At 57.8% G+C, this 13,184-nt stretch carries 14 protein-coding genes; 7 read left to right on the plus strand and 7 right to left on the minus strand.

What is annotated here, in order from left to right; translation table 11 throughout:
• Positions 1-34 precede the first annotated feature (34 nt).
• The 4 genes from G505_RS0112310 (at position 35) to G505_RS0112325 (ending at position 5,528) form a co-directional block, all read left to right on the plus strand.
• The gene (locus tag G505_RS0112310) at positions 35-1,612 is read left to right on the plus strand and encodes an alkaline phosphatase (RefSeq protein WP_028109831.1); all 1,578 of its coding nucleotides are present in this window, start codon (positions 35-37) and stop codon (positions 1,610-1,612) included.
• A gap of 12 nt (positions 1,613-1,624) precedes the next feature.
• Positions 1,625-3,280 carry an alkaline phosphatase gene (locus tag G505_RS0112315; protein WP_028109832.1) on the plus strand — a complete coding sequence of 552 codons (1,656 nt, stop codon included), beginning with the start codon at positions 1,625-1,627 and terminating at the stop codon, positions 3,278-3,280.
• 49 nt (positions 3,281-3,329) lie between these two features.
• Complete coding sequence (locus tag G505_RS0112320; protein ID WP_028109833.1) at positions 3,330-3,992, plus strand: hypothetical protein; 663 nt, start codon at positions 3,330-3,332, stop codon at positions 3,990-3,992.
• A gap of 279 nt (positions 3,993-4,271) precedes the next feature.
• Complete coding sequence (locus G505_RS0112325; RefSeq protein ID WP_051216145.1) at positions 4,272-5,528, plus strand: iron-containing alcohol dehydrogenase; 1,257 nt, start codon at positions 4,272-4,274, stop codon at positions 5,526-5,528.
• Between the two features lie 135 nt (positions 5,529-5,663).
• Here the strand turns inward: G505_RS0112325 and G505_RS0112330 are convergent, their stop codons facing one another.
• Positions 5,664-6,353 carry a hypothetical protein gene (locus G505_RS0112330; RefSeq protein WP_028109835.1) on the minus strand — a complete coding sequence of 230 codons (690 nt, stop codon included), beginning with the start codon at positions 6,351-6,353 and terminating at the stop codon, positions 5,664-5,666.
• A gap of 275 nt (positions 6,354-6,628) precedes the next feature.
• Between G505_RS0112330 and G505_RS0112335 the strand changes: the two genes are divergently transcribed.
• From G505_RS0112335 to G505_RS0112345, 3 genes are read left to right on the plus strand one after another with little or no spacing between them, the layout of a single operon-like run.
• Positions 6,629-6,979: an ArsC family reductase gene (locus G505_RS0112335; RefSeq protein ID WP_028109836.1), complete on the plus strand. Its 351-nt coding sequence runs from the start codon at positions 6,629-6,631 to the stop codon at positions 6,977-6,979.
• Entirely contained in the window at positions 6,972-8,114 is a 1,143-nt protein-coding gene (gene dapE / locus G505_RS0112340; RefSeq protein ID WP_028109837.1) for a succinyl-diaminopimelate desuccinylase, read from the plus strand. Before G505_RS0112335 ends, dapE begins: the two co-directional genes overlap by 8 nt.
• Complete coding sequence (locus G505_RS0112345) at positions 8,108-8,800, plus strand: M15 family metallopeptidase (protein WP_051216147.1); 693 nt, start codon at positions 8,108-8,110, stop codon at positions 8,798-8,800. The genes dapE and G505_RS0112345 overlap by 7 nt, the downstream gene beginning before the upstream one ends.
• 66 nt (positions 8,801-8,866) lie before the next feature.
• Here G505_RS0112345 and G505_RS0112350 read toward each other — a convergent pair whose 3' ends face one another.
• The 6 genes from G505_RS0112350 to G505_RS22760 form a co-directional block, all read right to left on the minus strand.
• Positions 8,867-9,283 (minus strand): GNAT family N-acetyltransferase, encoded by a 417-nt coding sequence (locus G505_RS0112350; protein ID WP_028109839.1) that lies wholly within the window; start codon positions 9,281-9,283, stop codon positions 8,867-8,869.
• 16 nt (positions 9,284-9,299) lie between these two features.
• On the minus strand, positions 9,300-10,049 hold the full coding sequence (locus tag G505_RS0112355; protein ID WP_157509185.1) for a hypothetical protein: 750 nt from the start codon (positions 10,047-10,049) through the stop codon (positions 9,300-9,302).
• 121 nt (positions 10,050-10,170) lie between these two features.
• Entirely contained in the window at positions 10,171-10,584 is a 414-nt protein-coding gene (locus tag G505_RS0112360) for a PH domain-containing protein (RefSeq protein ID WP_051216149.1), read from the minus strand.
• A gap of 463 nt (positions 10,585-11,047) precedes the next feature.
• Positions 11,048-11,329, minus strand: a complete 282-nt coding sequence (locus tag G505_RS21455) for a hypothetical protein (protein ID WP_051216150.1) — start codon at positions 11,327-11,329, stop codon at positions 11,048-11,050.
• Between the two features lie 12 nt (positions 11,330-11,341).
• Positions 11,342-11,683 (minus strand): hypothetical protein, encoded by a 342-nt coding sequence (locus G505_RS0112370; RefSeq protein ID WP_028109842.1) that lies wholly within the window; start codon positions 11,681-11,683, stop codon positions 11,342-11,344.
• A gap of 371 nt (positions 11,684-12,054) precedes the next feature.
• Positions 12,055-13,184 (minus strand): IS3 family transposase gene (locus G505_RS22760; protein WP_425402183.1). Its coding sequence is split into 2 segments (ribosomal slippage), with 1,131 coding nucleotides annotated over them: positions 12,055-12,950 and positions 12,950-13,184; the frame shifts between segments, so codons are not numbered across the junction. This gene is flagged as partial in the annotation.

Below are 13,184 nucleotides of genomic sequence, written 5' to 3' on the forward strand. Positions count from 1 at the left end.
ACGTATCCGAGCACGACAACTACAGGAAGCCGTTATGAAACCTTTATGGAGCTCTCTCGCCACCGCCGTGGCCCTGTCGCTCTGCCACTCCGCTCAGGCCCAGGTCCTGCCCAACTATCAGATCAGCAACCCCTGGTACCAGCAGGCCCAACAGCGTCTGCTGAACAAGCTGACCGCCGAGGAGGGCACCCAAGCCAAGAACGTCATCCTATTCGTGGGCGATGGTATGGGGATCTCTACCCTGACCGCCGCTCGAATCCTCGAAGGTCAGCAGCAGGGGATGCTGGGTGAGGAGCATGCCCTGAGCTTCGAGAAGTTCGGTTACTCCGCCCTGGTGAAAACCTACAACACCGACGCTCAGACCCCGGACTCCGCCGGCACCATGACCGCCATGATCGCCGGCGTCAAAACCGATGCCGGCGTACTCAGCGTCGACGAGGACATCGAGCGCGGCCAGTGCGGCACAGTTACCGGCAACGAGCTGACGACCGCCATCGAGCTGGCCGAAATCAAGGGCCTGGCCACCGGTGTCATCTCCACCGCCCGCATTACCCACGCCACCCCTGCCGCCACCTACGCCAAATCCGCCGACCGCAACTGGGAGGACATCTCCGACCTGCCTGAGGCGGCGGTGGCCGCCGGCTGCAAGGACATTGCCGACCAGCTGGTGAACTTCAAAGAGAATCTGCAAGCCCGCTTCCCTGACGCACAGGTCGATGGTCTGGATGTGGTCATGGGCGGTGGCCGACGCCACTTCCTGCCCAAGGACCCCGCCTTCAACAGCCGCGATGCCCGCTCTTCGATTGAGGGGGATCGCACCGACGGCCGAGACCTGACCGCCGAGTGGCAGCAGAAGTACAGCGATGGCGTCTATGTGATGGACCAGGCGGGGTTCGATGCCATCGACCCCGCCAACACCAGCCGGGTACTGGGCCTGTTTAACGAGTCCCACATGCAGTACGAGGCGGACCGTCACAACGACATCGCCGGCGAGCCCTCCCTGAGCGAGATGACCGCCAAGGCCATTGAGATCCTGAAGAGGGATGAGGACGGCTACCTGCTGGTGGTGGAATCCGGCCGCATTGATCACGGCCACCACGCCGGCTCCGCCTCCACCGCCCTCACCGACACCATTGAGCTGGCCAAGGCGGTAGAGCTGGCCCAGGCCGCCGCCGGCGACGACACCCTGATTCTGGTGACCGCCGATCACAGCCACGTATTCACCATCGCCGGTTACCCCCGTCGTGGCAACCCCATCCTCGGCAAGGTGGTCGGCGTCGATGGCCAGGTGGCCTTGGCCGCCGATGGCCTGCCCTACACCACCCTGGGCTACACCAATGGTCGTGGCCTCCAGGATCTCGGCACAGAAACCGATGGCGACGCCAGCTACGACCGAGAGATTGCCGCCGGACGCCACGACCTGTCCCTGATCGACACCACCGCCTCCGGCTACCACCAGGAAGCGGTGATCCCCAAGAGCTCGGAAACCCATGCCGGGGAAGACATCAGCCTGCACGCCACCGGCCCCGGTGCTCAGCATGTTCAAGGAGTGATGGAACAGAGCCAGGTGTTCCACCTGATTGACGACGCCCTGAACCTGGTTGCCAAATAAGGAAGTAGCCCAATGAAACTGACCACTCAATCCCTGCTGGCCCTGGCCATCACCGCCGCCCTGGCAGGCTGTAACTCCAGTGACAATGACAACGACGCGGTCACCCCAGAGCCGTTTCGCATTGCCAAGGCGGACATCGCCACCAACACCGGCAACCCCTACTACCAGGCCGGTGAGTCCAACGTCGCCGCCGCCAAGGCGCGCACCGCCAACAACCGCCGCGGCGCCGCCAAAAACGTCATCCTGTTTGTCGGCGATGGCATGGGCGTCTCCACCGTCACCGCAGCGCGCATTCTGGATGGCCAGATGAAAGGCGGACAGGGCGAAGAGAACAGCCTGAGCTTCGACACCTTCCCCTACTCCGGCCTGGTGAAGACCTACAACGTCGACGCCCAGACTCCGGACTCCGCCGGCACCATGACCGCCCTGGTGAGCGGCGTGAAGACCGACGTGGGGGTCATCGGGGTGGATGAGGACATCCTTCGCGGCGACCACACCACCGTCGCCGGAAACGAGTTGATGAGCGCCATCGAGATGGCCGAGATCGCCGGCATGTCCACCGGAGTGGTGTCCACCGCCCGCATCACCCACGCCACTCCTGCCGCCACCTACGCCAAGTCCGCCGACCGCAACTGGGAGGATGTCTCCGACATGCCTCAGGAGGCCGTGGACGCCGGCTTTCCCGACATCGCCGATCAGTTGGTGAAGTTCGAACAGTATCTTGAGGGGCGCCTCAGCGGCCTGGATGTGGACGGTCTGGACGTGGTGATGGGCGGCGGCCGCCGACACTTCCTGCCCAAGGATGCCTCAGCCAACAGCGCCGATGCCCGCTCCTCGGTCGAGGGCGACCGCACCGACAACCGCAACCTGGTGAGCGAGTGGCAATCTCAGTACCCTCAGGGCACCTATGTGATGGACAAGAGCGGCTTCGACGCCATCGATGCCGCCACCGCCACCAAGGTATTCGGTCTGTTCAACGAGTCCCACATGCAGTATGAAGCGGACCGTGACAACGACATTGCCGGCGAACCCTCCCTGGCGGAGATGACCGCCAAGGCGATCGACATCCTCGACAACAACGACAAGGGCTACTTCTTGGTGGTGGAGGCGGGCCGCATCGACCACGGCCACCACGCCGGCTCCGCCTATGGCGCCCTGACCGACACCATCGAGATGTCCGAAGCCGTCGCCAGGGCCGCCGAGATGACCTCGGCTCAGGACACCCTGATCCTGGTGACCGCCGACCACAGCCACGTATTCACCATCGCCGGTTACCCCAAGCGGGGCAACCCCATCCTGGGCAAGGTGGTCGGTGTGGATGGCGAACAGGCCTCCGCATCCGACGGCTTGCCCTACACCACCCTGGGCTACACCAACGGCCGGGGCTTCCAGGACCTGGGCGATGAGACCGACGCCGACGCCAGTTACCATCAGGCCATCAACGCCGGACGTCACGATCTCACCGACGTGGACACCACCGCCCCGGGGTACCACCAGGAGGCACTGGTTCCAAGGAGCTCGGAAACCCACGCCGCCGAAGATGTGGGTGTCTACGCCTGCGGCCCCGGCGCCCAACTGGTGACCGGCACCAATGAGCAAAGCTATCTGTTCCACGTGATGGAGCATGCCGCCGACCTGAGTGGCCGTGCCGAACACGCCCTGAACTAGCCCTTCGACCAGACAAGGGAGCGCTTTGGCGCTCCCTTTGGAGTATCCGATGTACAAGACAACTCTCGTCTCTCTCGCCCTGATCGCCGGCCCCGCCCTGGCCCAGTGCGACCAGGACACCCTGGTGGCTCACTACCGACTGCAGCCAGCGGCCCAGCCCGCTCAGGAGCTCACCCTGGTTCGTCAGGGCAATCGGGTCGCCCTGCACTGGCCCGCCAAGGGGATCACCGAGCGCTGGACCCGCACCCGCAACGGCTTGCTGCAGTTAGAGCGCCTGTTTGAACAACACCAGAGAGGAATCGAATACCAGCCCGATGAGATCGCCGCCCGTTCCGGCGAGCGCCTGTGGCAACTCAAACATCAGTTGATCACCCAGACTGCCCTGGAAGCGCTGCCTCTGGTCAGACAGGAGGGCGAAGGCTGCGATCTCCACCACGACCGAGCCCAGGGCGACACCAAGCTGGTGTGGCTCGACGGCTTGAGCCTGCTTGAAACACTGTCTGCGCCCCATCAGCAGCTCAGTCTGGTCTCGGTGCAAACCGGCGACGAAGAGGTCAGCAACTGGATGGACCATTGGGACAGCTATCAGCTGACCGACTACGCCGACATTGGCGATAACGAGCAGGATCCCTTGCTGTCAAAGATGATTAACCAGGGGTTCCCGCGCCGCCCCGCCAGAGTCCAGGGCCATCATCACGGCCACGAACACTGAATGTCCACCGAAGGGGCCCCTGCCACGGCCCCGTTTCCTGATGCCGCCAGCGAAACTGCCCTGCCGCCCGCTCTTGTGCCAAATCAACTGCGAGCCAAATCCTTCACATCTGAAGCAAACCCTCTGTTATCTTGCTCATAAACAGTCTAAATGTGTGAACTGTGACACTGAGTTGACATGGGCCAACGCCATCGCCTAGTCTGACAACCGACCGACTAGTCGGTGCCAACATTCATGAGCCGGCGGGAGTTACCGGCAGCAGCCGAGAGGGAGGGCAGCATGAATCAATCGCTTCACCCCAACCACCATTCACCTGAGCCGGGATTCGCCCTGCGCCAGACCCTGTACAAAGGCTGGGCCGCCCTGGCCAAGCCCGTCTACCGGGTGTTACCCATCGCCAGCCCGGAGGTGATCAGTGGCAACCAGGCCCTGGCGGAAGGGATTGCCGAGTTGGCGAAGCAGGGGATCCGGCGCCCGGTGGTGATCACCGACACCGCATTTGTGGGTCTGCCGGTGTTCCAACGGTTGCTGGACACCATGAATGAGGCGAGGCTGGACTATTCGGTGTTCAGTGACATTGTCCCGGATCCGGACTTCTCCATCATCGAGCGCGGTATCGAACACTGCCGCAACCACGATTTCGACGGCGTCATCGCCATCGGCGGTGGCTCCTCCATCGACGCCACCAAGGTGATCAACCCCTGCGCCCGCCACAACATCGATCCCCGTCGGGTGCCCGGCATGCTGAAGTTGCGTAAGCGCGGACACTACTTCATGGCCATTCCCACCACCGCAGGTACCGGCTCTGAAGCCACCGCCGCCGCGGTGATCACCGATGAACTGACTCACCAGAAAAAGGTGGTGATCAGCCTCACCGTGGTGCCGGAGCTGGCGGTGCTGGACCCCTCCCTGATGATGGGCCTGCCCCCGGGCATCACCGCCGCAACCGGCATGGATGCCCTCACCCACGCGATGGAATCCTACTTGAGCCGCTACGCCACCCCGAAAACCGACGCCCTCAATCTGGAGAGCATGGCCCGCATCTTCGATCACCTGCCCCGCGCCTTCCACGATGGTGCCAACGACGAAGAGGCACGACGGCAAATGGCCATCGCTTCCCACAACGCAGGCGTCGCCTTCACCCGCACCAGCGTCGGCTGGGTGCACGCCATCGCCCATCAGTTGGGCGCCTTCTATGGCGTGCCTCACGGCTTGGCCAATGCCATGGTGCTGCCCCATGTATTAGCCTTCTACCTGCCCTTTGCCCAGCCCCGCATGGCTCAGATGGCCCGCCATATCGGCCTGAAGGGGTCAACGGACGCGGATCTTGCCCTGGCCCTGGTGGACGCCGTGCACAACCTGTGTGCCCAGCTACAGATTCAACCGCTGCTGACCATGGTGAAAGAGGAAGACATCAGCCAGATCACCCGCAATGTCATCAATGAGGCGTATCGCAGTCCCTACCCGGTGCCCGGCTACTTCCGCTCCTACGGCGAACTGGAAGCCTTTATCCGTGGCATGATGGTGGCTCGCTAAGAGGACGCGGTGGGCCAAAAACATCCGCAGGCTGACTCAGGTAGGATTCACGAGTCTGCAGAGTTGGGCGCGCTGGGCGCCAAAAACGGCGGGCACTGAAGAGTTCGTCGGTTAGGGCGTTTGCAACTGCTGACCCTAATAATCCATGGTGGTCGAGAAGCCGTGGGCCAGGAGCAGATTTTGGAAACTGTCCAGGGTCGCGCGCATGCCGCCACGCTGGCCCAGCATCGATAGCGAGACTGACTGGCTGATGCACAGGGCGCCCGATTTCATCTTATGGCCCTGCTCCCAGCTTTGTGGGAGAGGCTCATCGTTGAACAGCTGCCACCAGACAATGCCCTCATCGTCTGGTATCGGCTTGGTCATCCGATAGGCGTGCAGATCCAGTCGAGTCTCACTCTGGTGAGGTTGGGGCTCAATATGAGTGGCATCCCAATGGGTTCGGTCCTGGCGAATGCAGCGGTCGAAGCCACTGTCGGTCACCAGACGAATCACCAGCATCCAGGCCTCGGGGCCATCGAATTGCCCCTGCTCCGCTTCCTGAGTAAGAAACAGGAAGCTGGCATCGTTCAGGGGAGAAAAGTCCCAGGCCCACTGGGCAAAAGGTTCAATGGCGCCATGGGAAGGCGCGTTGTGGTGAGTGGGTTGCCAGTAATGAAATCTGCACCCCAGCCGTTCGGCCAGGGTCTCGATGATCGGCATGACCCGCTGGTGGTATGCCACCAACAGGCGCTGGGCCTTACGCACATCGCTTAACGCATCTTGCAGGCCGGCTTCCTCGCCCAGGCCTTCTACTGAAGATTCGATTTCATTCGTTTCTGGCATTGCTGGTCCATCACCGCATAAACCCGCACTCAATGTGACTGAATTAACTTTAGAGTGCAACAGGCTAATCATTGTGGATCAAAGAGGGGGCAAACTCACCCCCGAGCGGTGGGATCCGTGACTGACTGTCGATTATGGAACCAATCCCGACAGCTCTTAACCGAGGCTAAACCCCTCCCATCACAGAGATTTATCTAAGGCAAGGGAGAATCTGCCTTGCCCGCCTGTTAGGCCAGTGTCACAATGTCAGACCATTTGAGATTGGAGAGCCATGGATGATCCTGTTTGGCATCAAAAATTGCGACACCGTAAAAAAGGCCCGCAAGCATCTGGACAACAGCAACACCCCCTACCAGTTTCACGACTTTCGTGAAGCCGGCCTGGATGACGCCACCCTGGAAGCCTGGCTAGATAAGGTAGAGTGGAAGACTCTGCTGAACACCCGTTCCACCAGCTGGCGCCAGCTGAGCGATGAGCAGAAAGCCGATGTGGACAGAGACAAAGCCAAAGCGCTGATGCTGGACAATCCCACCCTGGTCAAGCGGCCGGTATTGGTCAGCGGCGACAGGATTCAGGTAGGCTACAAGTCTTCCGACTACGATGATGTGGTGGCTGCCCATGGCTGACAATCAACAATCCGAAGTCCTGCAACTGGCCATCGACCTGCTGTCGCGGGAGTCTGTTACTCCGGAGGACGCAGGTTGCCAGCCGATGATGGCGGAATACCTGGCCAAACTGGGCTTCGACATCGAGCCGATGATCTTCGAAGACACCACCAACATGTGGGCCAGGCGCAACAATGAAGGCCCCCTGTTCTGCTTTGCCGGCCACACCGACGTGGTGCCTGCCGGTAAGCTGGAAGACTGGCACACTCCGCCCTTCACCCCCACCATCATCGACGGCATTCTCCACGCCCGGGGAGCGGCCGACATGAAGGGCAGCCTGGCGGCCATGCTGGTGGCCACCAAGCGCTTTGTGACCAAGCATCCGGAGCACAAAGGCTCCATCGCCTATCTCATCACCTCGGATGAGGAGGGGCCTTTCATCAATGGCACCACCCGGGTCATCGATACCCTGGAGGCGCGTAATGAAAAGATTAAGTGGTGCATCGTCGGTGAGCCCTCAAGCACAGCCAAGCTGGGCGACGTCATTAAGAACGGCCGCCGAGGCAGCCTGACCGGCGATCTCTACGTAAAAGGCATTCAGGGCCACGTCGCCTACCCGCAACTGGCGGACAACCCGGTGCACAAAGCCGCACCGGCCCTGGCGGAACTCTCCTCGGTAAAATGGGACGAAGGCAACGAGTTCTTCCCGCCCACCAGCTTCCAGATCGCCAACATCGATGCCGGTACCGGTGCACCCAACGTGATTCCTGGCGAACTGCACGTACAGTTCAATTTCCGCTACTGCACCGAAACTCACGCCGCCGATCTGAAGAACCGGGTCCACAACCTGTTCGACAAGTACGGCCTGAATTACCGCATCGACTGGGTACACAATGGTTCCCCCTTCCTGACGGATCACGGTAAACTGCTGGAAGCCACCTGTGAGGCGATTCGAGAGGTCACCGGCTACGACACGGATCCTCAAACCAGTGGCGGCACCTCAGACGGACGCTTTATTGCCCCCACCGGTGCCGAAGTACTGGAGCTGGGCCCAATCAACGCCACCATCCACAAGGTGAACGAGTGCGTGAGCATTCGCGATCTGGAGATTCTGGCAGACTGCTACGAAGCGATTATGGAGAAGCTATTGTGCTGACCCAACCCCAACTCATGGGACTAGAACAGAACCACCTGATGGAGGTGGAAGATCAGCTGCTGGAGTGCCGCACCGCGGTGGCCTTCCGACAGATGCAGGACGCAGCCCGTGAAGCCGGCTTTGATCTTCAGTGTGCCTCCGGCTGGCGCAGCTTTGACCGGCAACTGAGCATCTTTAACGGTAAGGTGATGGGCAAGCGACCGCTGGTGGATGAAGAGGGACGCCCGCTGAATCCGGCCAACCTCAATGACAACGAGCTGATGCGCGCCATCCTGGCCTGGTCTGCCCTCCCCGGCAGTTCCCGTCACCACTGGGGCACTGACTTCGACTTCTACGACGCCAACGCCATCTCCCGCGACGAGCTTAAACTCGAACCTGCGGAGTATCGTGGCCGGGCCCCCAACGGCAAGCTGAACCGCTGGTTGGATGAGCACATGACCCGCTTTGGCTTCTTCCGCCCCTACACCAAAAACCTGGGTGGCGTGCAGCCAGAGCCCTGGCATCTGAGCTTTGCGCCTGTGGCCCTGCCCGCCCTGGCGGCTTTCGATGAACGGGCCCTGGCCGAACATCTGAAGCAGAGCAAGCTGGCGCTGAAATCCCACATTCTGGAGCGGCTACCCGAACTGCTCAGGCGTTACTTCTACCGGGTAACGCCGGCGCCAGCGGCAACGCTGCTGAACCAGTAACGACAAAGGGCTGCCCATTGGCAGCCCTTTTGTTGGTCTCTGTTGCGAGACGTTTGTCACCGGCAGTCAGACGTAGCGCTTTATCAAAAAGACTCGATCCGGACTGGGTGGTATATCGCTCACCCGGCCAATCACCTCAAACCCCAGCTTCTGATAAAAATCCGGTGCCTGAAACTTCAGCGTATCCACCTGGGCAGCGATACAGCCACGGCGCCGAGCTTCCTCTTCCGCTTGCACCATCAGTTTGCGCCCCAGGCCAGAGCCTCGCGCCGATTCGGACACCCACAGCACTTCGATGAGAAACTGTCGATAGACGGTTCGCCCGGCCAGGCCCCCAAGAATGTTGCCCTGCTCATCTCTGGCACTGACCATCAACGGCTTGGCGCTTTCATCCCCCATATGCAGGGCGTTGAACTGGCGAACGCCATCCACCAGGGCATTAAACAACTCGGCATTGTGTTCACTGGTCACGTCGATGTTCATTGCGTTTATCTGTCTCCTAAAAGCCAAATCCGGCTCTGTTGGAGGAGAAGTGGGTAATCCCCTCCCCCAAGTTCTGTGTTTTGGCATCGACCAGCCTCACCTTGAGCAGGTGCTGCCCTTCACTCAGTTTGGGCTTCTTAAACTGGGCAATCACCATAGGCATATAACAACCATTGAGAGTCTCCATCTCTTCAGGGAAGCCCTTACAATTGTTCAGTTTCTCATAGGTCCAGCTGTAGTCCAGCAGCTCAAGCGCCTTACCGTCCACAAACCCCCGTATCGAATCGCTGTCCAGCTCAGGGGTGATGTCGATAACCGCCACCTGTTTGCCGTGGACCTCCTTCATACTGAACCTGGGCGTCACCAGACTCATGGGCCTGAACGAAGCGAACATCGAGGTTGAGCCACCGTTGGAGGACCAGGTCGACAGGCTGAACACCTCCAGTGTGTCGAACGCGGCATCGATGATCTGGGACTCAATGAGATTCAGGTTCCAGCCCCAAAACTCAAGCGCCGTCTTGGCGTACTTTTCTTCGTCACAGACATACATGGAGTTGTACAACCCTGCGGGAATGCGCGCTTCATAACGCCCTTGGCTGTCACAGCGAACATGGATGGAGTCATCATCAATCCAGCGGTTCTTATTGAAGTACACATCGCATTTTCTGACCGGCTCTCCCTGCTTATCGGTGACCTGCCCTTGAACAACGATCTCTGCACAGCAGATGCCAGGCAGCATCAACCCGGCCAATACCATTCCCTTCATTCCTTTGCTCCAATGGTAAAAATTCAAATACGATCCGTCAGTCCATCGTCTCACCAGCCAGCAATCTGTTCACACTCACCCAGGCCTTTTTTATTCTGCTGTGGGTAAAAAACCAGAGGTGTTATGAAGACGGGCCAGTGCCCGCAGTCTGGCCAAGGGCCTTAAGAAAGCGCACCTTCTCTTTGGGAGACACCATGATGGTCTGCCCTACCCCATAACTGATCTCCAGTCTGTCCAGTGACAGCGCGGGACTGGACAGCGGATTGCGGGTCTCGCGTACCGACCGGATCGACTCTATGTCGACCAGCCATAGAAACGGGCCTGCTTTTATCCTTAATATCTTATCGTTCACCACATACTTGGTTGACACCAGCAACCAGACAAGCAACCCCGCAGTGATGATTAACACACAGGCAATCACCCAACCGGCGTCAATCCGCACCGCCTCAACAGCGCCGTACAGGCTGCCCGCTATGGCTAACAGTAAGACCACCAACAGCCAGGTATCTATTTTCGAACGAAACGTCATATCCATATGAGCTCTTCCATTTACTAAAAAAAACGTCCCTTTGAGTTCTCTCGAAGACTAATTCTGAGCTTGTTTTCTCATCAGGTTAATGTCCATAATCAGCTACCTGGCCTCTATCAACTTCACCTCAGCTTGAACCATTGTCATTAACAGTTTCAACCCACTGCACATCTGAACAATTCCCAAAGAAACTGAGCCCCTAGAAAGTGCCCAAAACCCTAAATCCGCAAGCATTATTCCAGCGATCACTCCACCTACCGGCTTAGGGCTTACCAAAAACCGGCAAAGCCTAATCGTATGAAACACTCACACGGTGGCGCGGAAAACCAAGTTTAACCAAGACGTTTTCGCCCTTTTCCTGAGCTTCGTATTCACGAGACCTAAGGGTTTCCAACAGCTGCTCCAAACTGTGCCTCTATTTCTCTAATCAACCCCGACTCACTCGGCAGCCATGACGTCGTTAAAGTGTTTATGATTTTGAGGTTCCTCCGGCGACCACAGTAATTACTCCGATGACATAGCCAAAGTCATACCACCCGCCCTCATTGGGGTATGTGTAGATCTGGATGTCAGAGAACAAACTGGCTATAAAAACGATAACAATGAAAAACCCCTGAGTTAGACCGGTAAAGAAACCCGGCAGCTCCCCTTCTTTCAGGGCAAATTTCTCGGCGCACCCCACCAATAACGTTAGAGTCAACCCAAACAGAAATGTGCATTTCACCAACTTGTTCACATTTAGCTTTTTCATCTGAATCAACACTCAGTGGCTATCGTCTTCTGTCCAGGCATTTGCTTGGGTGGACAGTTCCGGGTAGCGTCGATCACTCGTATAGAACATAGATGCGACGACAGAGAAAGCTGAAACCGACATTAGCAAAAATTCGTAGAAACCAGACACACCTAGTTCAGCGGTAAACTTTTGCAGGCTCATTACCCAGATTCCCAGGACGATACAAATAACAACCGGCATCCCATAAAACACGATCAACTTAGCTTTTGTTTTAGCCGATTTAAGGAGAGCGGTCTGTATCCTGCACATCACGTCGATGGCTGCAACGAATGAGACCATCGACATAGCGATAAAAATTATAAAGTTTGACATACCTAAGTAGCCCTTCGATGTTCACTCAAGATCCGAGCAAGGCCAAGGAGATCACTATGATAAAACAAAGAGCTATCATAACCTTACCTAGCATTTCAAATCTGTCATTTCACGCTGCCTTTGAGCCTGAAGAAGCATAACCTCTTCACTGGATTATTCTGTGCAACTTGTGCACTCAAGATCCCCCTTACTATACAAGTAACATGCGTGCAGATTCACAAGCCCTACGTTCAATCATTTGAGTGCTCATAACCAATTTGCGCATAACGCCCCACTTAGCGGGAGCAGGCTGCCCGGCAATACTCCGCGAGGCACGAGCGCAGCCGGGCTGGCTGAAATGATCCTGACCCGATAAAGTGGACACGGGTTTGTTATGCCGCCAGTTTCTCAAACTGCTGTGGACTTTGGTAGCCCAAGATCGAGTGTAATCGACGGCGGTTATAGAACTGGTCAATGTAGTTAGCCAGTTCGTCTCGTAATTTCCAATGATCTCGGAACCGTGCCCCCTGGAACATTTCGCCTTTCAATGTATGGAAAAATGACTCCACCTCGGCGTTGTCAGTACAGCAACCAGCTCGGTTCAAGCTGTGTCTGATTCCATGACGCTTGTAGTAACCTTGTAGATTTTCATTCAGGTACTCAATACCTCGGTCAGAATGGAACAGTAGGCCCTCTTTCGGGCGCCGCGTGCGTAGCGCTTTCACCAAGGCACCTTCGGTCAATTTTGACGTCCGGTTATCACTGAATGACCAACCAACAACCTTTCTGGAGTACAGGTCGATAATCACTGCCAGGTAGTACCATTTCCGCCCGTGCTTTAAGTAGGTAACGTCGCCGGACCATTGCTGATTGACAGCAGTTGGGGCGTCACTATTCAGCCTCAGGTTTTCTGTTGCCTTCAAAGTTTGCCTCCGCTTATTCATTTGACGGTAAACCCTAACAGAACGCGCCCCAAGCCCAAGCTCACGCATTAGCCTAGCCACTCGCTTTCGAGCCACGCTAATGCCTTTCTGCTTCAACTGGGCATGAATTCGAGGGCTGCCGTAGCGCTCTTTGGACAAACGGAAAAGCCGCTGAATCTCCCTGCTCAGGACGCCATCAGTTTGGGCGCGTTGACTGGGCTGACGCTTCTTCCAGGCATAGAAACCTGACCGTGAAACGCCGACAAACTCGCACAATCTCGATAGTCGGATTTTACCCTGATAGCGCGCTATGAATCGGAACGATTCCTCTGTTCCTCGGCTTGAAACCGTTGCCACTTTTTTAGCAGATCATTCTCCAGCTCTAGCTCAGCAAGACGCCGCTTGAGTTGGCTGATTTCATCACTTTTGGAAAGCTGCTCTGGCTGCTTTTTAGTCTTTTTTGTCATGCCCCATTTGCCGTCTCGGTACTCCTTGCGCCAACGAGACAACATGAACGGATGAATGTCCAGAGCTTGGGCTACTTCCTTTACTGAACGATGAGGAAGGTGTGACCAAGTCACCGCTTTTACCTTGAACTC

The organism is Ferrimonas futtsuensis DSM 18154 (assembly GCF_000422645.1).
Taxonomy (GTDB): Bacteria; Pseudomonadota; Gammaproteobacteria; order Enterobacterales; family Shewanellaceae; genus Ferrimonas; species Ferrimonas futtsuensis.